We start from the raw sequence: 18,659 nt of genomic DNA on the forward strand, positions 1-18,659 counted from the left end.
CGCCGTAGTTGCTGCGATTATATTCACGCTTTACAATACCTATACGAGCGATATTGCTGGTCCACTCGCAATAGGTACCAATTTTATTTTTTACGTCGTCGTGATCTTCATCGGGTTTGTAGTAATCACTCCAATTTTGAACAGAATATTCGATCGCAGTACAACGTGAGATCCCTGTATCTATCGGTCAAACATCTAATTCTGTAAATGCCGGGCCGGGCGGACGGGGTTTCTCGTTCAGTTCCCACTTGACGTTGTACCTATCTAGAAAAACGCGGTGATGGGAGGCGTTCTCTTTGACGTCACACCCAAGGGAGTCGGCATGTTCAGTAATTGCCTCGAATGCGTCATCATCAACGGCGAGTGCGATGTGGTCGAGCCGGCCAGTGTCCTGTTGTCCCTTTGCATTAGCGACCGCCACATGGAACCCGTCTCGTCCAAGGAACGACATATACGGTGTCACTCCTTCGTCGAGGGCCTCTTCCCATGAGACCTCTTCGGGGACAGTTCCAAGTTCTCCATCAAGGGTGCCCTCGCGGAAATGCACTTCGAGATCAAACAGTTCCCGGTAGTACGATTCACCTTTCTGAACGTCGTCAACCAGCAAAACAAGGTGATGGATACCGTCGATGTGCATGCACTATTGTTGTTGGCTCAATAACTGAAGCTACTGGTCATATGAAAATTTGTCATTTTCTATAGCGGAAAGGATCCTATCCACACGAACTATATGCCGAATCCACAGTACCGTATTTCTAGCGGACCAGAGCAGACGAGGTTATACTTATTAGCCAGTTTGCCTTCCTCCGAATAACAATTGAGATGATAGTATCTTGGGCTTAGTTATTGAGTTATGCTACAAAGAACGGCGGTTTTGGGCACTGCTTGTTATTATTCGGTGCCTGCCACTCGTTTATAATCAGGAATCCCACGCTCTGTAATTCGTCACGAGTTGCTTGTGTGCCCACCATTTTCCAAGTCATCTCAACGTCATCAGGCTGCCAAGTTCAGAGACAATCCCAGATGCTATCAGAATTGCTCAGTGGGACCGGAGACTGCTCCAAATCAAGTAGGGACACTTGTCCTGACCATTGCAGTATCGCTGTAGATCGTCGTTATGGCTCAACACGTCGCACCGCAGGCCGACGATGTCGTTCACGTCTATCTTGCGATATCAGCATCTGCTGATCTGACACTTTTTACCTATTGGACGTCCCTCACATAGGCACCCACCTATTATTAGCCTCAAATGTGTCTCATCAGCCATACGAGAATTGGTATTTTCAACAAAGCTATTTCTATTGTTTGGAAACCATCCTCCAGCTTTTTTTATGTTACTCTGTCACTATCCGCATGCAATGCCCTCCAGTAATCGGCGTACATTCCTTGGTGCAAGCGTTGTCGGACTCGGCTCACTAGTCGGTTTCAGCCGTGTTCGGGCAGAAAGCTCCAGTGATCCCTCAACACCTCATGAGACCGAGGATACAGAGTCGGCAAGTACAATGGATCCGTTAGATGAATGGCTCTTAAGTGCGAACGACCCACAAGGCCAGACAATTCGCGATCTCCGGTATAATGACCCGCCAACAGTATATCTCGGGATAACGGGTACAAAGTCATTTGCACCGCCTGCGATCAAGGTTACACCAGGCACAACCGTAACCTGGGACTGGATTGGAGACGAGACGGAGCACAATGTTGTAGCAATAGACGGTACGTTTGACAGCGGACAGCCAATTGCAGAAGCAGGCAATACTTTTGAGTATACATTCGAAACTGAAGGGACGTACAAATACGTTAGCGAGCCACATGAAGAGGTGGGAATGAAGGGGGTCGTTGTGGTGGCTTCCGCACCATCGAGTGGGTACCCCACTGTGGATAAGTGGCTTGCTGCAACAGATGAATATGATGGCTCAATCACTGACGAAACGGGGACGGACTTCGTCGAAATCGTGTCAGGGGCAGAAGGTAATGGTGGAAACTTCGCGTTTGATCCGCACGCAATAAAGGTTTCAACTGGGACAACAATTCGATGGAACTGGATCGGGAAGGGAGGTGCGCATAACATAGTCTTCGATGATAGTGAGATTGGTGAAGAGTCCATATACGCCAAGTCTGGGGTTCACTTCGAAGAGACCTTTACCAAGGCTGGCATTTACCGGTATTCATGCGAACCACATCATTCTATAGGACATCGGGGTGCAATTATCGTTGAATGATCTGGGGACGTAAATAACGGAACAGCAACCAAACGGATCGTCTACCTCGCATACCCACTCGGGATCGATTGTCCCACCGGCACAGCTCTCGTCGAGTTGTTCACAGGTGGGGCCTCCCTTCTGGATCCGATGCACCCTAAACAGGCCAAACAATAGCACGCATCGTCGCCAAATCAACGTCGAGCCAGCGACCCTGGAACCGATAGCGGCCGTGAATTACTGGCATAGGATACTGCCCTACTACTTGACGACGCCACCTATAGTAGCCATTGAAAATCAATGCACACCTGATCGCACGATGGCAGTGCGATCAGTGTGTACATCGTTTCAATTGTTACTATATTTATATGCTGTTGCACAAAATCAGATAGTGTCTGAAATAGCGAAACGGGATATAACGGTCTGCATCGATACGTATCCTGACCCGGATACCGATGTCTTTCGTATCGGTGCCGCAGACGACATCCCCCGACTGCTCGCCGACGCCCACGACACGGAGATTACGATCCCCGAATTCGTTGACGCCACGGGTGTCACCCGCTCGACGGTGTGGCGGGCTGTCGCCCTCCTCGACAGTATTGGTGCCATACAAATTCGAGAGACGCCACAACGAAACCACATCACGATCAACCCAGATCGACTCTAGAAAGACGACCCAATCCTCGCCATTCCGCAGTCTGAGTTCCATGCGCCGATCCGGGCCTTCATCGATCGTGTGCAAGCCGCGATCACTGACGCCGACGACGTCGACGAACTACTCCGGGGGGTGTATTAGCGCTCACAACAATCGGTTTACTCGTGGCTAATTGGGAGTAGTCGCTCTATTTGTACACTTGCTGAGCAAGTAGTTCTCGCTCAAGAGCGTTGAAACAAACGACCCAGTGAACCGTTCTATGACACCGTAGAATACATCAAACGAATAGAAGTTTCGAGTTGAACCCTCCAAATACATAGAGTATCACTGTGACTAGTACGAGTATCCACCACTCATCTATCCACGGAAATCCGTTGGTCTCTTTTTCAGCACTCCATGCCCAGTTTGTGAGTTGGATTCCGATAACCGACGCACCATACGTAATACAAAAAAACAAGATAGCCCGCTGCTCGGGCTTACACACAGCCCAGATACAATCACTCATGAGAGTCTGTATTATTTACGGGATTCTAAAGACTCAGGTATTGAGACTATAGATGAACGCAATTGGTCTTGGGTTGACAACGACCTCGACTGCATCCGAATCTCAGCGGATTCGGTAATGAATCCGTCCTCACGCCATAGACAGTGAATATCATTCACCGGAGATATTACCTCCCAGCGGCCCTGTCTGGCCGCCACCCGCTTGCGGCCACACAAAACCGAGGTGTGTCTACCCGGGCCACTGGGCCCAGACACCGACTAACCAACATTTCCCCAGACTGCGCCGACTTTGTTGGTTAAGACAAAAACGGATGAGCTAGGCGAATAGATCCTGAATCGCTTCCGTGGAAACAATCGTACCGCAATTGGAATACAAAATGTCGAAGATAAAGTAGGGAGATCTCGACAGAGTATTGAGAATCGACTAGCTATCGCCCGGGAGTAAATCTTCGAGGAACCGGAAGCCGTTCACGAACGTCACCGAGTCACCGTATCCCTCACTGGTGAGCACAGTTTCAGCCCCTTCGCCGGCGGCGATATCGGTTGTATAGATGTACACTTGGCGTACTGTCCCCGAACTGAGATGCTGAGCAGCTAGGGCCGCAAGCGCGGCGTCGGCTCGCTCGACCTCGTCTGCGGGTCGGTCGTCGGCGCTCGCAATGTATCTCTGGACGCCATCCATCGCCCTCGAGACGATGGGTTTGGAAAAATCAAGTGGCGCTGCGACGTCAGCCCACTCCTCGTTGATCGCAGCATCGACAGGTGGCGCTTCAACGTCGGAGTCGTCGACTGTCAGCTCCTCGTACACTCGCTCTGGAAGGACGAAGGTGATGTCGTTCTGGCGGGCAAATCGACGGACGGCCTTGTACCGCCTGTTCGACAGCTGCCCCATCGCGACGAACAGGCCGGTGTCGACGATATGGAGGCTGCTCACGTGTCGTCAGCCGCGTCGCTGTCGTTGGTGTCCAACTCGTCAAGCGACGCGCCCGACGCTTCGATGTCGTAGTGCTCGTGGACGACGGGCCGGAGCGCCTGCAGGATCATCTCCGCAGCCAGCGGCGAGATATCGAGATCCTCAGCCATCAGCCGGTGGGTTGTTTCCCCACGTTCGCGGGCGACCGCGTAGGTGAGCGCCGTTGCGAGGCCGGCGACGCTGTGGCGGTCGATGTAGGTGTCGATGTCATCGTTGGACTCACGGCGACCGACCGCGTCAATGAGCGCTGGCGTGATCGTGTACTCGCGGTCGCCCGCGACTGTCGTCACAGTCAGATTGATCTCGCGGGCTGCATATCGACGGGGCTGCTCGTCGTGAGTGACCTCAACGACGTCGGCGTCAACGAGCCGGTTAACGTAGCTGTAGGCAGTTCCCTGTGCGAGGCTGAGTTCGTGCATTACGTCTTGGACAGTCGCCTCGTCTTTGCGAGCGAGGTATGCGTACAGCTGTGCCAGTTGAGGCTCTTCGAGGAGATCCGCGACCGAGAGGAAGTCGCGGACAATGTCGCCGTCGGTTTGGTCTGAGGTGCGTGACATAGTGTACGTTAATTACAGTTTACAGAGAAACAGTAAAGAGTGTTCTGGTCACTATCACGGTATCGCGATAAGCTTCTCTTTGAGGTAGTGCATCCAGTAGCTGGTCCACTGGGACTCTCTTGATCAACGGTCGACCAACTATGAGTAAAAACGATTCCAGTCTCTGCTTCCAGCTGCAGGCCGGGATCGCGCCCGCTACCGCAGGCACGATGGACCGCCGCGAGGCGCGCGATAGCGCCGAGCGCAGCGCCCCGTCGTCCTCGTGAGCGGGAGCGAACGAGGGCTTGACAGACGACCAGCGGGAGTCTGTCGGTGGCGTCGCGCGCTGTCGCGACCCACCAGCCACCCACCCTTAGTTCCTCCCGGGCCGGCTGGCCCACGCTCACGCACACACTAGGACACCAGCTCTCTCACAGCCGCCACCAGACTGACCCACGTTGACGCGCTGATGCGGTGGCGTGCCAGTCCGTGCGCGCGGTTGTCTCGCCGCCGTCCGCTGTGCCGGAGACGGCGGCGAGGCTGCGTGCGCGAGCACCACCCTCGCGGCCGGCGCTCCCTCGCCGGAACGAGGACGCTCCTTGCAGTCGCTGTGTTCCGGGCTGCTCACTTCGTTGCGCTGCCGGGCTTTCACCCATCCGGCACTCGCTTGGCCGCGCGGGATGCTGGCTCACCGCAACCGCACACGATGGGGCCGCCTGCCGGGGTGTCAACCACCTACGGTTTTATATACTATTCTCCCTCGAAACGCGAAACACAAGACGCCGCTTAGAAACCACTCAGACGCCCGAAGATTGCACTTGAAACAATCCAAATGGTCCGTTGCCTTTAAGTATTCGGCACCCATGCCATTAAGTACGGAAAGACACGACGCACGCGGCGCTGGCAGGGCAGTTTCACGCCGCAGAAATCGGGTGTTAGAGCACCCGACAAGTGTCTTTCCGTTGGAACACGAAAGACAATGTACGCTAGCAATTCCAGCGGTAAGAAAGCATCGGCAAGCAACAAGACGGTTTCCCTTTCGGCCCACGTCGAGGGTGGCCCCGAACAGCTTCTAGAGGCGGTCGCAGAGACGGAGAACGGCGACGAACTCGATTTCAGGATGAATCGGGGTAGCGATAGCCGTGGCAACTTCTACGCCCGGCAGGAGGAGGCATACGACTGGACCCGCTCGACCGAGGTTGGTCCGGACCGGCGGTTTGGCGAAACGCTGGAACAGCAGGAGGAACGTCACGGACGCGAAGCCGAGCAAGCCCGCCACTCCGAGGTCGCACGCGCTCACGTCGACGGTGCCGACCGCGAGGCGTCGGCTCGCCAGCTCACCGACGCGGAAACCGAACGTGCTGACGGGTTCCGTTCCCCGGCTGACCCTCGGCAGTGGATGGACCGCGACACGCTGGCGCGAGTCAACCAGCAAGCCGCCGACTCGCGGCCCTTGTGTCCGGGCAGATGGGCGACTGTAACAGCCTGTACGACGCTTCCTTTACCGTCTTGGACGAGGCCCAGAACGAACTGCAAGTCCCCACGCCCATCGCCGAGGTGAGTCCCTACGGTTACGAGTGTACGGTCGAGGGCGAAGTGACCCACATCATCGCGGAGCCAGACGCGCGGAACCAGTACCAAGTCCTCTACATCGAGGACGACGAGGGAACGAGCGCGAAGGTCACGGTCTGGGGCAAGTCCATGCACGGCGGCGAGATGGTTCGCACGCTCCGCGAGGGCGACAGAGTTCGGATTTCCGGGGGCAAGCCCGACGACTACAACGGTATCAAGACGGTGGCGGTCACGAGCGACACGCTCATGTGTGTCATCGAGCGCGGCGACGGTCCCGCGCCTACCGGACACGGGGGCGGTTCGTTCGGTTCGTCCGGCGATAGTCGAACGGCGGCGTCATGGGAAGCCGAGTCAGACACCCATCAGTGGGCCAACGAGCGGGATTCTGACCGCGCGGTCGCCGTGACGCTCGGGAAGGCCCGCTGTCCCGAGTCCGGGTGTTCGGACCTGTTCGACACTGAGCATGGAGCCGCCACCCATCAGGGCATGGTCCACTCCGCAGACTAACGCCCGGTAGCGAGGGCGTCACCCATCGAGCGGGGGCTTCCTCGGGCGGTGCGACTCCTCACCCGGATCGCGCGCGACTCCGACGCGCGCGTTCGATTCTGCTGTGCTGTGCCGTAGCAGTCGGGCGGGACTGAAAGGGGCACGCCGCTGGCGCTTGCCGTGGTCGCGTCAGCGGCCCCTATCCGAACGGAGTGAGGATATGTCGCTGAGCGACCGCCAGCGGCGTGGGGCTTTCAAGATGTGCTGGTCCGACACCGAGTCCGCCGTCGCGATGTCGCTCGGAGTAGTACCGTCGAAGCCAGCAGTCCCGTCGCAGTCAGTGTCAGTAGTCCCGCCAGCAGTCCCACGAGTCCTGCCATCCGAACCGCCGCCTCCCTCGACACCGTCACGAGTGCCACAGGACTCGACTCCAGGGCCAGCAACACCAGAATCCCCTGCCGGCCACACACGAGACACACGCCACTCCTACCCTCTCCGCCGGCCATCGGTCCACGCACCGGCTCCGCCAAGAGCGAGCGTGCCGCCCAGCGGCGGCTGCCCGGCGGTCAGACGACACACCAGCCAACCACCTGTATCTGCCCGGCCGTCAGTCCCACGCTGAGAGGGACCGACTGCCAGCGCGAGTGCAGTCGTGTCCCTCTCGTCTCCAACCACGCGCGACCCCGACGTGCGCGTCGTCACTCCCCGGAAACGCAGACCAGCGATTCTACATAACTCGCTGGTGGCCCTCCGTACACGTCACGACAGTCTCGGTGCGCGGGTCACGAGCGCGTGGGTCTGCCTCGACGTCGACAGTCTCGGTCTTGACGATGTCTGCGTCACACTCCTCTCTCGGGCATGAATCAGGAGTCTCCGACATTCGTGTTCCTCACCCGCCAGGAACACACAAAATCGGGTTCGACGAAAACTGACTGCCGCAGCTCTCCCTCAGAAGTGGACGTCGGCGGGGACGATCCAGAGGTTATCACTCTCGTCCAGAAGCCGGTCAAGCTGCGTCCGATCGCGAATCCCGCATCCGTGTTCCTCGTACAGTGCAATCTCTGGACCCTTGGCGGCTCCGACTCTCTGGAACGCACATCGAGTGAGGTCTTTGTCGCGCATAATCTCCTCGTCTGAGAGCTCGTCGAGGGCGTCTTTGACCGTCTGGAGATTACGCTCGAACGCTGACTTCGTTGTCTCCCAGCCATCGCCAAGGAGTTCTTGGCCGACCTCGGAGTCGACCGGAGCCGCGGTCGGACGCTCGCCCCACCGGGATTTGCTTGCGACGGTGGAACTCTCGTCGAACGTGACGTAGTAGTCGAACACTGCGTTTGAGTGCCTGTCGACGCCGACCAGGTTGTCGAAAACGCCTTTGCCAGCGGCGAGTGCTGCGTCTGCTGTCGATGCCTCAACGAGCGCGTAGATGAGCATATGCATTGGTAGACCGTGACCTGCCGGCGCTCCACGCACTGCAGTCAGTGCGACGCCGGCACCCTCGTCGGCGCACACAAAACTCGGACCACTGGGTCTGGTCTTGCTATCGACCACAGACCTCTACGATGGTTCCACTTACACGAGACGAGCGAGGGACTGCTTGATGCGAAGCCTTGGACTGCGTGGTGCGACGACTTCAATCTCGACGACACAAGAACACAGTAGCAACAGCTCGCCACACGCGGGGCATTCCTCGTAGTCGCAGAACCGATGATGTACCTCGCCGTGCTCGACACCACACGCAGGACACGACTGGTCACGCCACCGTTCGAGGTCGACGGTAACGGCCCGTTCGTTTGTCTGGAGGACTTGCAGCTTGTACGTGAGATACTGGCTGCCCTCGCCCCACGGGATCGGGTCATGGGCTTGCCCGTCGACGTAGTACCGCTTGTCGACACACGCCGACGCTGACCGTGGCCGCCGGCAGTCGGGACAACACATCTATCTCTCACCCCGTGGACGCCCCGCAAAAACCTCGCCACTCGTCTGTGATTGTCGGTGCTGGGAACGAATGTCCGGTCGGTCGTCGGCTTCGGTGCTTGGAGACTGTTCGTCGACGGACTGCTGTTCGGTACTCATGTTCGGGAAGCCCCTCACCCTCTCGGGGGACACAAAATCACCAGTGCGAATACGCGACCGACAGCACTCAGGCCTCTGCGACGTCCCAGACAGAGAGATGATCGGTAGAACAGACGCCGGCGTGACGCCCGACAGCCATGCAGGGCCCGTACTCTCCGTCGACAGACGCGATGCGCTCGGCGTCGACGATCGGCGCGTCGCACTCGTCGGTTCTGCAGGTCATATACTGAGACGAGTCACTGGACATCACGTCTCGCCCGCCATCGCTTGGTGACGGCGCTCGCTTTCGTCTGGTAGATCCCAGCCGTGGTACTCACGAGCGATGTGGTGCGCTCGCCTGACGTTGCCCACGACGCCGGCTGCTGGAGACTACTGTGCCTCAACGCGCTCTTTCAAAAACTCAGTTACGATTAATTAATTCTCCGCTACTAAGTGGGTGTCTGCCGGTGCTACACACCATATTCCATATGAAAATCTGGAGTGTTTTGTTATAGCTTATATAACAAGTCGTCACTCTCAATTCCACTTCTACTCCGAGGCTGGCCATTATTCTCCCGCCAAGGCCATCGTCGACGAGAAACCCGGCGTGACGTTCGAACGTATCGACGCCGCAGAGTCCGACCGGATAGCAGCCTATGACTTCCGCCACCTCTCGCTCACCTTCCTCCGGAACCTGACCGGCGTCGTTGACCAGGCCTATCAGACCGAACGTCCGGACTGCTGGTACTGGCACTCGTCGGCCTGCTCGGCGGCACACACTGCATCAGAATGTGTAGGCCGCCGATCGCTATCTACGCGGACTGGATGGCTGAAGACGGGCGCGACGACATCCTCTCGTTCCGGAAAATCAGACAGCACGCAGTGTTCAACTTCGGACGCACGGCCCCCTGCACCCTGCTAGGCGGTGTCTTCGGGCTCGCTGGCCAGCTGGCCTTCGTGAGTGTCCGGGCGGTGACTCTCGTCGCGACGGGGGTCCGCGCCCTGACGGGTATCGCCGTGGATCTCACTGTCACCGTCGCCGTCGTCGGTACCAGCTACGTCACCGGTGGCGGAGTACGGTCCGTTCCGCCCCCAGGTGTCGAACGCATCGCGAGCTTGGTGCGGGCGGCCCTGCTCTCGTGGATGGACGAGTGGGTGGGCGACTACCGCATCGCCGGGCTCGGTGCCGTCCACGAGTTCCTGCCGTGTCCACTGCTGTACCTGGTGTACCTGTACGCGTTCGTACAGGGGTCTGCACTGGGCGGAATGGCAGCCCTCGATGCGCTGGGGCTCGGGACCGTTCCGGCCGTCTTCTTGACCGTGACGGTGTTCGAGGGGCTGTACATCGGTGGCCGCCAGCGACTGCACCGCATGCTCGGTGTCGCCTCCGCCGCGCTGGCTACATCCAGCTCCAGCACAGCCTGGCCGCACTCGGTGTCACGCTTCCGGCCGTCCCGCTACCACACTTCCAGCTGTGGTGACCGACCACGCAGTACATCGCTGTGGTCGGGAATGGACCGCCCGACGTGCCCCGCGGACACAGCGACTGTCGGCTGGAAGCGGCGTTCCGAGTATCACACGCCACACCGGGGGTCATACCAGCCTGGCGGCGGCTTCCCGGGGGGAGAGCCCCTCATCGACGATGTCGCGGCGGTAGTGCATGTAAAGGACCCCCAGCGGCGGCTGGAGGATGTACGCGAGTGCAATGGGTAGGACGGCCCCGGTCGGTAACGTCTCGGCGGCGACGACGACGGCGACGGCGATAGAGAGGTTCCGCATGCTCGTCGCGTACACCAGCGCGACCCGCTGTCCGTCGTCAAGGAACACGCTCCCCAACCCCGAGCCGACGGCCACGACGGCCACGTAGAACAGGACGAGCGGGAGGACGACACTGGCCGAAGTGAGGGGGTCGGCGAGGATCGCCCGCGACCGCATCGTCATTGCGATGAACACGATGAGCATCACGCCAAAAGAGCTGAGGCCGCCGAACGTGGGTTTCAGCTCCCTGAACCCCTCCCAGCCGTACCGACGGAGGAGGAGTCGCCGGGTGACGTTCCCCGCCAGCATCGGTACGACGACGACCTGGGCGAGTTGTCGGTACAGCGCCGTCGGCTCGAAGCCGACACTGCCCGGTATCAGCACGGACAGATATACCGGGAGTATCGCGACCGCGGCCAGCAGGTTTACAGCCATGGCGACCAGCGCCGACTCTAGGTCGCCGTTGGCTAGCCCGGTCCAAGCGGCGGTCATCCCGGATGTCGGAATCAGGGCGATGAAGTAGAGCCCGACAGTGTACTCAACGTTCCCGCCGAAGAAGGCCCGGGCCAACAAGACGGCCACAAACGGCGTAAACAGGAAGTTCACCACCAGACTGAGCGCTACGGGCCGCGCGTGTGCCCGCAGGTTGCGTATCTCATCCAGATCGATGTTGATCATCATCGGATATATCATCAGAAACAGCACTGGGACAACGGCCGTCTGTAACAGTCCCCGAGTGCTCTCACCCGCCACCTGGCCGGCAGCGAGTCCGGTGACCAGCGCACCGACGACGACGTAGATGAGGTTGGCTTTCAGTGTCTCGAGGAGTCTCCGTATCATTGTTCTGAGGCGGTGTCTCGACGCGCGCTACCGGTATGCCGCCCGGCACCATAGCGACGGACGCCGTACGTAGGGAGAATCGACCATCGACACAAAAATGTTTAGTTGTCACAATACAATAGGGGAGAAGTTGGCCGTTGGCGTGTGCCAACCACAGCTATATATTTGTCTCGGGTCTTCTACTCGACATGGTAGAGACACAGTCCCGGTCGGCTGACCGCCCGACAACGTCGTTATCGACGCTTGAAAAGGGGATCGTCGTGCTGGTCGGTATCACCGCGGTGACTCACATTTATCCGGGTGTCGTCGAGGGCGCGCCGCCGCTCGTACTCGCCGGATTGGGATTTCTCGGAGGGGCGGCGCTGTACGTCCGCGGCGTCCGCAGGGACGCCCTCGCCATTGCGGCGATACCCTACACAGCCATCCAGATACCGCTATGGGTCGTGATCAAGGCCGGCAACTACACGCTCGTCGGCTACGTCGACAAGGCCGTCCAGGTGGTCCTTGTCCTCGCGCTGCTCGTCTTTGTCGTCAGACGATACCGCGACTGACTGGTCATCCAGTCCACTCGCCGCCATGGTCGTATCGTTCGTCTGACTTTTCATAGACTTGGGATTATTATACACTATTAAATCATCTGCTCGCCCACACTCAGACGGGAACAGATGACACGCAACGACAGCGGGCCGAGTTGTCGCTACGTATACCGGATGCGTGCTGCCGACGCCCTCACAGACGAGATGTATCGGTTGCTGACTGTCTGGCCTGTTTGTCGGTGATACCTGTTGTACGCACATGTCTCAACGCAGCGTTTGGTTACGGCAAGTGGCTATCAAGTCTATCTGACGGCTCTTAGCTTGGGACTAGCGGCCAACTCGATCCCAATACCTGACGAGCGCGACTCCGAAAGCGAACACGATAGCACCGACTCCGAACTGTCGCCCGACGGTGCCGAACTCGCCGTTCTGGATACCGACGATTCCCCGGACGATCATGACCGCTGTCACGACCACCACGAGTGCGAATACCGCCCACCGAGTGTCCATATCAGGATACAGGCGATTCCACCAGTAAATCGCTCCCTTGTCTTACGACAAAACTGAATCTAAGGCTTTCGCTCGATTACATTCCGATATACGGCAGCTCCGCGACCACACGGTTTCACATCATGATCGACCCAGTCATTGCAAGTCGGCTCCAGTTCGCAGTCACGACCATCGTCCACATCATCTTCCCGGTGATGAGCATGGGACTCGCCCCGTTTCTCATTTATTTCACGTGGAGAGATATCCGGACTGGCGAGCCGATATACGAGCAGTTGCGTCGGTTCTGGACCAAGATTTTCGCCATCTCTTTCGTTGTCGGTACGGTTACCGGCATCGTTCTCGAGTTCGAGTTCGGGACGAACTTCGCCGCGTTCGCGACGGCGGCCGGTGAACTGTTCGGCGGCCCGCTGGCCGTTGAGGGGATGATGGCGTTCATGCTTGAGGCTACCTTCCTTGGCGTGTTCGTCTTCGGCCGTGACCGGGTCGGCGACAAACTCTATTTCGTCTCCAGCGTGGCCGTTGGCCTGGGGACGTGGCTGTCGGCAGTGTGGATTCTCATCGCAAACTCCTGGATGCAGACGCCGCGTGGCTACGAACTCGTCACCGAGAACGGCCAAATGGTTGTCCACCTCGTCGACCCGCTGGCGGCGTATCTCAATCCCCGCTTTGGATACATGTTCGTCCACATGCAGAATGCGGCCGTCGAGTCAGTAGCGCTGTTCATGGCCGGTGTCGGTGCCTACTTTGTGTTCCGCCACCACGTTTGGGGCTACCCCGTAGAGAATCCACAGTTCTGGGAGGCGACGCTAAAAATCGGTCTCGTCGCGCTGCTCATCACCGCACCGCTACAGGTACTGCATGGCGATATGTACGGCCGCCACGTCGCAGAGACCCAACCGCAGAAGTTCGCCGCGATGGAGGCTGTCTGGGAGACTGAGTCGTACGTCCCCGAATACATCTTTGCCGTACCAACGAGCATCGACGGCTTCCTGAACCCGCGAGCAAAGGAACTGTTCGGCATCGGTATTCCAGGCGGGGCCTCGTGGCTGGCCAGCGGAGGTGATCCGACAGCCGAGATACGTGGGTTGAATTCTTTTGACACAGAGGCCCCGCCTGTCGCTATCGTCTTCTGGGCCTTCCGTGCGATGGTCGGACTCGGGTTCTGGTTCATCCTGCTGGCGTTCTGGGGCGGCTACCGATGGTACAAGGGCCAACTGCTCGAGGACGGTCTCCTGCACAAAGCGTTGATGGGGTCGTCTCTGCTCGGGATTCTCGCTGTCGAACTTGGTTGGATAGTCACAGAGGTCGGCCGCCAACCGTGGGTGATTCAGGATGTGATGAAAACCAGCGCGGGCGTCTCTCCGGGCTTGACCGGGACTGAGGCGACTATCACTCTTGTTGGGTTCATCGGAGTCTACACCACGTTACTGGGCCTGTACACCTACGTTATCTGGCGCATCATCCGGAACGGGCCCCCGGGCAATGACGAACTCCGGTCGGTCAAGAACGATACGCGGACTCCTGACTCGGGTCCGAGTCCGAGCCAGCCGACCCCCGGGGCGGTCGACGATGATTAGCGTCGATTCGCTTGCTGCCGGCCCGCTGTTTGGGCTCCCACTGCCGGAGCTGTGGTTCGGGCTGGTGTTTACCATGCTCGCGACGTTCCTCTTTCTCGATGGGTTCGACTTCGGGGCCGGCGCGATATTCGCGCTCCTGGAGACTGACGACGAACGCGAGACAGTGCTGGCGGCTATTGGCCCCTTCTGGGACGGCAACGAAGTGTGGCTAGTGGTCTTCGGCGGCGCTCTCTTTGCCGCGTTCCCCCCGGTGTATGCTGGTCTGTTCAGTCGCCACTACCTGCTGATGTTCGGTATCCTTGGCGCGCTCATCCTACGCGGGCTCGCCCCGGAGATGTACGAACAGCGCCACGACGCGGCGTGGCAGCGGTGGTGGGGGCGGGCGTTCGTCGCTGGCAGCGTCCTCGCACCCTTCCTGCTGGGTATGTTTGCCGGCAACTGGCTCGTCGGGGCCACTAGATCGCTGACGCTAGTCGGCCTCATCGTCGGCGTCACGCTAACGCTGCTGACGGTCGTCTCAGGGGCAGCGTTCCTGCAACTGAAGGGACAAGCACAGCTCCCCGATTCGGTGACAACCTATGGGACGGCGGCGACGGCGGGCTACCTGCTTGCTGTGGTCGCCACTCTTGGGGTACTCGGGATACGGCTTCCAGACGGCCTCTCGGCGCTTCTCTCTCCGGCGATTGTGGCCCTCGTCATGCTCTCGATTGGATTGGCGGTTGGCTACACCGTCGCGCTTCGGCGCGAGCAAAGCCTGCGGGCACTCGGCGCGGCAGCGGCTATGACCTACGGTCTCGTCGCTGTCGTCGCGAGACTCATGTATCCCGCCATCGACCCGGCGACGGGCACGACAGTTCGTGGAGCTATCGTCTCGACACTGCCACTGAATCTGATGACTATCGGTGCGTCGCTGCTGCTCCCGCTGGTGGCGGTGTACTTCGTAGTGCTGTACTCGGCTTTCAGCGGTCCCATCACGCCTGAGGAGGCGTACTGACCGTGGCCGGGACTATGCTGTTGTCGCGTGTCTTTGTCACTTGGATTGAGGTCATTGTCGTCGGCTTTGCCGGCGCGGCGCTGGGCGGGGCGGCCTCCGGCCCACCACAGCTAATCGTCTATCTTGCGACTGTGCTTGCTTCCGTGGGAGCGCTGCTGTACAACGTGGACAAGTTGGTACAGCAACGTATCGCCGAGAGTCGGTAAGTAGTGACATCGTTGTCACAGCTCGCGGCTCATTCACGCAGTGGCGTGCTGACTGGACATTCAGCCTCACCGGCTCTGTTCCGCCCAGATATAGACAGTCGAGATTTTCTGCATATTTTAGTCTAGCCAAAAATATTTTTGGCTTTTAGGAATATTCTTTTGTTCAGATGGGTAAAAAGTTAGTATTATACTCGTTAGCCACATTGGACTCGTATTCGTTGCCGGTCTAGTCACTGCGGTAGCCACTGGGCTGGGAGCGATCCCGTTCTTCTTTATTGACGAGTTTAGCGACCGTTGGAACGTCGCGCTCTGGGGCATTGCGTCCGGCATCATGGTGGCAGCGTCGCTATTCGGGCTGATTGGCGAGGGACTGCAGTACACCGCTGGGGGGCTTCCGACACTGATGATTGGCGGCCTCCTGACTGGAGTCGCACTGGTTGAAGTCTCTGATCGCCTGCTTGATCGGATTGATCTCGGTACGGACGACCATCCTGTGAGCAATCACGGAGACGCCCCACAAGGCAAGGGTGCTGACCCTAAAGATCCTGACACCACTCAGAGCGGGCGCGTAAGTCTGGCTTCGACCCGGTTCAATTCCGGCAGATCAGTGCGTTCGATGGTCCGATAATGCAGTAGTCTCCCGTTTGAGACCGATCGCAAAGAGTAGTATCGCACTCGGGACCAACAGGAACGCACCGAGCGCCGTCACCATGTCACCAGTTAGCAAGCCGATAACGATAGCGGCGGTGGCGATACCGGCGGTGAACAGCGCCGGCAGACAGAGACGACAGCCCAGAACCCGGCGTTTGACCGTAGTGCGTAGGGGCATACAGACATGTTCACGCCAGAAAATCCTATATCCTGTCTTGTCGAGTGACAACGGTCACTCCGTCCCAGTTATCGGCGGGGACCACCGGCAGGTCAGCCTCTGGGATCCCTGTCGCGCTTGACGGTCTCGTAGAGCGCATCACCACCGCTCAGGCTGGCTGCTTCGATACCGAGGTTCAGGACAGGGGTATAGAAGAATCGCCCCCCTGCTGCGCACATTTTCGGCAGAAATACAAGCGAATAGGATTGAGAGTAGGGGCATAGAGCGAAGCTTCACTGGCCGTGCGAACGAGCCTGCAGCCTGTGATCCGAAGGCGACCCAGTACTGACCACTCATCATATTTGTTGCATACCTGCTCCCAATGAGTGACCACAATCATATATTTGAAATCCTGTGGAGTACCGTCGTACCGCCGTAATCAAGCCTGACACGCCCGAGAGTTTGGCTGCACCTCTTCGGGAGACTGTCGAGCAATTCAAACCCTGTGCTAAACTGCAAGCAAGTGATCTAGCGCGGCGACGGCTGATGCGCATCTGCAAACGTACGCTTGAATCACTGGAAATTGGATATAACTAGGAGCTTGAACGTCCCATCTCGTCTGGGGCGTAGCGCGTGAGTCCACACGAAAGCCATCCCAAAACAGCGATCAGGACCATTGCCCCCAAGTGAAGTAGGTAGGGTAGTTCACACGGGGAATGGTGGGGCCGCGGGGTTGAACGCGCCGTCGGCAACCATAGAGTAGATTGGGAATCCATAGGCGATGGCAACAAGGACAACGGCGATGAGGAACCAGAGTTTGACGTTGTCGAGCACCCGTGGGCTGTCCGAAGCTCCGGAGATGGGTTCGGGGAGGTGGCTGTCGACGCGCAACCGACCCCGGCCACGCTCGGCCAGCCACGTTCCGACCATCACGAGGACGAACATGAGCGCTCCAAGCGTCAGTAGCGTCCCGCCGATAGCAATCTGGAGACGCATCTCTGGCATCGAGCCCAGTACCGGCGCGAAGTCGAACTGCTGGTACTGCGGTTCGGCGGTCCGTCGGGGGACGCCGGCCAGCCCCGCTCGGTGCATCGCGTTGGACATCAGCCCCATCCCGATGAACCAGATGTACGGCTGTATCTGGGCGACGCCGTAGAACTGCAGGCGCTTGCCGGTAATCTGTGGGTAGAGCCAGTAGCTAATCGCCATCATCGTCAGGGCACTTGCCGTCCCGACGGTGAGGTGGAAGTGCCCAGGGACCCACAACGTGTTGTGGATGAGCGAGTTGATGTTCATCCCGGCATTGATGATGCCCGAGAAGCCCCCGGCGGCGAACATCATCCCGGCCAGCGCACAGCCGGCGAAGGCGGGGTTCCCCCACGGAAGCGCCTTCAGCCATCTCAGATAGCCCGTGCCACCTCGCTGGCGAGCGCCGTACTCCATGCTCGCGACGACGGTGAAGGCGGTGAGGAAACTCGGGAGCAACAGGAACATCGTGTTGGTCATTGCGATGAACTTGAACCCTTCTGGCACGCCAGGGTCGGCGTACTGGTGATGGAAGCCGACCGGCGTCGAGAGGATGAGAAAGAGAATAAAGACGACGCGAGCTAGCGGATCACTGAACAAACGCCCGCCAGAGAGCTTCGGAAGGACAGTGTACCATGCGAAATAGGCCGGCATCAACCAGAAGTAGACGACGGGGTGGCCGAAAAACCAGAACAACGTTCTTGTGAGTAGCGGGTCGACACTGTCGATGAGACCCAGGGACAGCGGCAAGAGAAAGACGAGTACCTCAACGGCGACGCCGAGCGTGGCGATGTACCACATCAGCATCGTCGTCATAATCATGAACATCTGCAGTGGGATGCGCTCGTTGGGGTTGTCTTGTCGCCAGTGATAGTAGGTGCGTATCCAGTCTGCCCCGGCAAGCCACGTCCCCACGAGCCAGGCTGCCAGCCCTGCGTAGAACAGTGGATGGGCCTGCAACGGGGCGTAGAACGTGTACAGGACGTCGGCCGAGAACGGAATCTGGCCGACCAACCCACCGAAGATGGCTGTAGCAGTCATCACTGCACCCGAGAGCATGAGGAGAAACCACCCCAGTGAGAACCCCGGTGACGGTAATCCCATGCCGAGGCTTCTGCTGGTCCCCCAAGTGAAAATTCCGGTCAGGAAGAATATCGTGAAAAACAGCGCGAGCAGAACGCCGTGGCCCGTCAGCACAGAGTAGTAGTCAGCCGAGCTGATGACTCCACGGAAGACGTTCGTCCGGTGGAGCGCCTGAACAATCCCCAAGAGAGCACCGATAGTCAATGCAGTAAACGAAACGCCCATGCAGAGACGGGTGATGCGTGCGGCGTTGGGGTACCGGTCGATGAAAGCGAGCCGGTCTTTGAGAGATGTCTCGTCTGCCTCGTACGCCTGTGGCTGCTCTGACCGGTGTGGATGTGCCAT

The 18,659-nt window shown here is 58.7% G+C and carries 20 protein-coding genes and 3 pseudogenes; 10 read left to right on the forward strand and 13 right to left on the reverse strand.

Annotation, left to right across the window (positions count from 1 at the left end; translation table 11 throughout):
• Positions 1-187: 187 nt before the first annotated feature.
• Positions 188-637: a VOC family protein gene (locus tag Har1131_RS20900; protein ID WP_014030637.1), complete on the reverse strand. Its 450-nt coding sequence runs from the start codon at positions 635-637 to the stop codon at positions 188-190.
• Between the two features lie 865 nt (positions 638-1,502).
• Here Har1131_RS20900 and Har1131_RS20905 point away from each other — a divergent pair.
• Together Har1131_RS20905 and Har1131_RS20910 are read left to right on the forward strand one after the other, a co-directional pair.
• Positions 1,503-2,219 carry a halocyanin domain-containing protein gene (locus Har1131_RS20905; RefSeq protein WP_225308219.1) on the forward strand — a complete coding sequence of 239 codons (717 nt, stop codon included), beginning with the start codon at positions 1,503-1,505 and terminating at the stop codon, positions 2,217-2,219.
• A 379-nt stretch (positions 2,220-2,598) separates the two neighbouring features.
• Positions 2,599-2,979: pseudogene (locus tag Har1131_RS20910) on the forward strand (helix-turn-helix transcriptional regulator); the annotation flags it as partial.
• Between the two features lie 802 nt (positions 2,980-3,781).
• On the opposite strand, the gene Har1131_RS20915 reads toward Har1131_RS20910, so the two are convergent.
• Together Har1131_RS20915 and Har1131_RS20920 are read right to left on the reverse strand one after the other, a co-directional pair.
• On the reverse strand, positions 3,782-4,291 hold the full coding sequence (locus Har1131_RS20915) for a hypothetical protein (protein WP_050036649.1): 510 nt from the start codon (positions 4,289-4,291) through the stop codon (positions 3,782-3,784).
• Entirely contained in the window at positions 4,288-4,887 is a 600-nt protein-coding gene (locus Har1131_RS20920; protein ID WP_050036650.1) for a helix-turn-helix domain-containing protein, read from the reverse strand. The genes Har1131_RS20915 and Har1131_RS20920 overlap by 4 nt, the downstream gene beginning before the upstream one ends.
• 140 nt (positions 4,888-5,027) lie before the next feature.
• Here Har1131_RS20920 and Har1131_RS22620 point away from each other — a divergent pair, with 140 nt between their 5' ends.
• A complete protein-coding gene (locus Har1131_RS22620; RefSeq protein ID WP_255355532.1) occupies positions 5,028-5,153 on the forward strand; it encodes a hypothetical protein in 126 nt (41 codons plus the stop codon).
• 144 nt (positions 5,154-5,297) lie between these two features.
• Here the strand turns inward: Har1131_RS22620 and Har1131_RS20925 are convergent, their stop codons facing one another.
• Entirely contained in the window at positions 5,298-5,522 is a 225-nt protein-coding gene (locus Har1131_RS20925) for a hypothetical protein (protein ID WP_151148413.1), read from the reverse strand.
• Between the two features lie 323 nt (positions 5,523-5,845).
• On the opposite strand from Har1131_RS20925, the pseudogene Har1131_RS22875 reads away from it, so the two are divergent.
• A pseudogene (locus Har1131_RS22875) lies at positions 5,846-6,945 on the forward strand (SOSS complex subunit B family protein).
• Between the two features lie 233 nt (positions 6,946-7,178).
• On the opposite strand, the gene Har1131_RS20935 reads toward Har1131_RS22875, so the two are convergent.
• The 5 genes from Har1131_RS20935 to Har1131_RS22055 all read right to left on the reverse strand — a co-directional run bounded on the left by Har1131_RS20935 (position 7,179) and on the right by Har1131_RS22055 (position 9,220).
• Positions 7,179-7,430 (reverse strand): hypothetical protein, encoded by a 252-nt coding sequence (locus Har1131_RS20935; protein ID WP_151148415.1) that lies wholly within the window; start codon positions 7,428-7,430, stop codon positions 7,179-7,181.
• 221 nt (positions 7,431-7,651) lie between these two features.
• The gene (locus Har1131_RS22050) at positions 7,652-7,804 is read right to left on the reverse strand and encodes a hypothetical protein (protein ID WP_154020781.1); all 153 of its coding nucleotides are present in this window, start codon (positions 7,802-7,804) and stop codon (positions 7,652-7,654) included.
• A gap of 68 nt (positions 7,805-7,872) precedes the next feature.
• A complete protein-coding gene (locus Har1131_RS20940; RefSeq protein ID WP_050036652.1) occupies positions 7,873-8,361 on the reverse strand; it encodes a hypothetical protein in 489 nt (162 codons plus the stop codon).
• A 132-nt stretch (positions 8,362-8,493) separates the two neighbouring features.
• Positions 8,494-8,859: a hypothetical protein gene (locus Har1131_RS20945; protein WP_151148417.1), complete on the reverse strand. Its 366-nt coding sequence runs from the start codon at positions 8,857-8,859 to the stop codon at positions 8,494-8,496.
• 205 nt (positions 8,860-9,064) lie between these two features.
• Complete coding sequence (locus Har1131_RS22055; RefSeq protein ID WP_169332298.1) at positions 9,065-9,220, reverse strand: hypothetical protein; 156 nt, start codon at positions 9,218-9,220, stop codon at positions 9,065-9,067.
• Positions 9,221-9,765: 545 nt separating this feature from the next.
• On the opposite strand from Har1131_RS22055, the gene Har1131_RS20950 reads away from it, so the two are divergent.
• The gene (locus Har1131_RS20950) at positions 9,766-10,689 is read left to right on the forward strand and encodes a sulfite exporter TauE/SafE family protein (RefSeq protein WP_080509796.1); all 924 of its coding nucleotides are present in this window, start codon (positions 9,766-9,768) and stop codon (positions 10,687-10,689) included.
• Here Har1131_RS20950 and Har1131_RS20955 read toward each other — a convergent pair.
• Positions 10,570-11,574, reverse strand: coding sequence for an arsenic resistance protein (locus tag Har1131_RS20955; RefSeq protein ID WP_007189784.1), 1,005 nt, complete (start codon positions 11,572-11,574; stop codon positions 10,570-10,572). The genes Har1131_RS20950 and Har1131_RS20955 overlap by 120 nt on opposite strands.
• Before the next feature lie 188 nt (positions 11,575-11,762).
• Between Har1131_RS20955 and Har1131_RS22060 the strand changes: the two genes are divergently transcribed.
• Positions 11,763-12,125, forward strand: a complete 363-nt coding sequence (locus tag Har1131_RS22060) for a hypothetical protein (RefSeq protein WP_007189785.1) — start codon at positions 11,763-11,765, stop codon at positions 12,123-12,125.
• Between the two features lie 312 nt (positions 12,126-12,437).
• On the opposite strand, the gene Har1131_RS20965 is transcribed toward Har1131_RS22060, so the two are convergent.
• The gene (locus Har1131_RS20965) at positions 12,438-12,620 is read right to left on the reverse strand and encodes a hypothetical protein (RefSeq protein ID WP_004965224.1); all 183 of its coding nucleotides are present in this window, start codon (positions 12,618-12,620) and stop codon (positions 12,438-12,440) included.
• 122 nt (positions 12,621-12,742) lie between these two features.
• On the opposite strand from Har1131_RS20965, the gene Har1131_RS20970 reads away from it, so the two are divergent.
• From Har1131_RS20970 to Har1131_RS22880, 4 genes and pseudogenes are all read left to right on the forward strand, one after another.
• Entirely contained in the window at positions 12,743-14,197 is a 1,455-nt protein-coding gene (locus tag Har1131_RS20970) for a cytochrome ubiquinol oxidase subunit I (RefSeq protein ID WP_151148419.1), read from the forward strand.
• Positions 14,190-15,191 (forward strand): cytochrome d ubiquinol oxidase subunit II, encoded by a 1,002-nt coding sequence (locus tag Har1131_RS20975; protein WP_151148421.1) that lies wholly within the window; start codon positions 14,190-14,192, stop codon positions 15,189-15,191. The genes Har1131_RS20970 and Har1131_RS20975 overlap by 8 nt, the downstream gene beginning before the upstream one ends.
• A gap of 2 nt (positions 15,192-15,193) precedes the next feature.
• On the forward strand, positions 15,194-15,397 hold the full coding sequence (locus Har1131_RS20980) for a hypothetical protein (protein ID WP_225308222.1): 204 nt from the start codon (positions 15,194-15,196) through the stop codon (positions 15,395-15,397).
• Between the two features lie 184 nt (positions 15,398-15,581).
• Positions 15,582-15,881, forward strand: a pseudogene (locus tag Har1131_RS22880) (transcriptional regulator); the annotation flags it as partial.
• 120 nt (positions 15,882-16,001) lie between these two features.
• Here Har1131_RS22880 and Har1131_RS20990 read toward each other — a convergent pair.
• Both Har1131_RS20990 and Har1131_RS21000 read right to left on the reverse strand, forming a co-directional pair.
• Positions 16,002-16,226 (reverse strand): hypothetical protein, encoded by a 225-nt coding sequence (locus Har1131_RS20990; RefSeq protein WP_121513612.1) that lies wholly within the window; start codon positions 16,224-16,226, stop codon positions 16,002-16,004.
• A gap of 684 nt (positions 16,227-16,910) precedes the next feature.
• Positions 16,911-18,659: a b(o/a)3-type cytochrome-c oxidase subunit 1 gene (locus Har1131_RS21000; protein ID WP_007189790.1), complete on the reverse strand. Its 1,749-nt coding sequence runs from the start codon at positions 18,657-18,659 to the stop codon at positions 16,911-16,913.

It is taken from the genome of Haloarcula sp. CBA1131 (genome assembly GCF_008728975.1).
GTDB classification, from domain to species: Archaea; Halobacteriota; Halobacteria; order Halobacteriales; family Haloarculaceae; genus Haloarcula; species Haloarcula hispanica.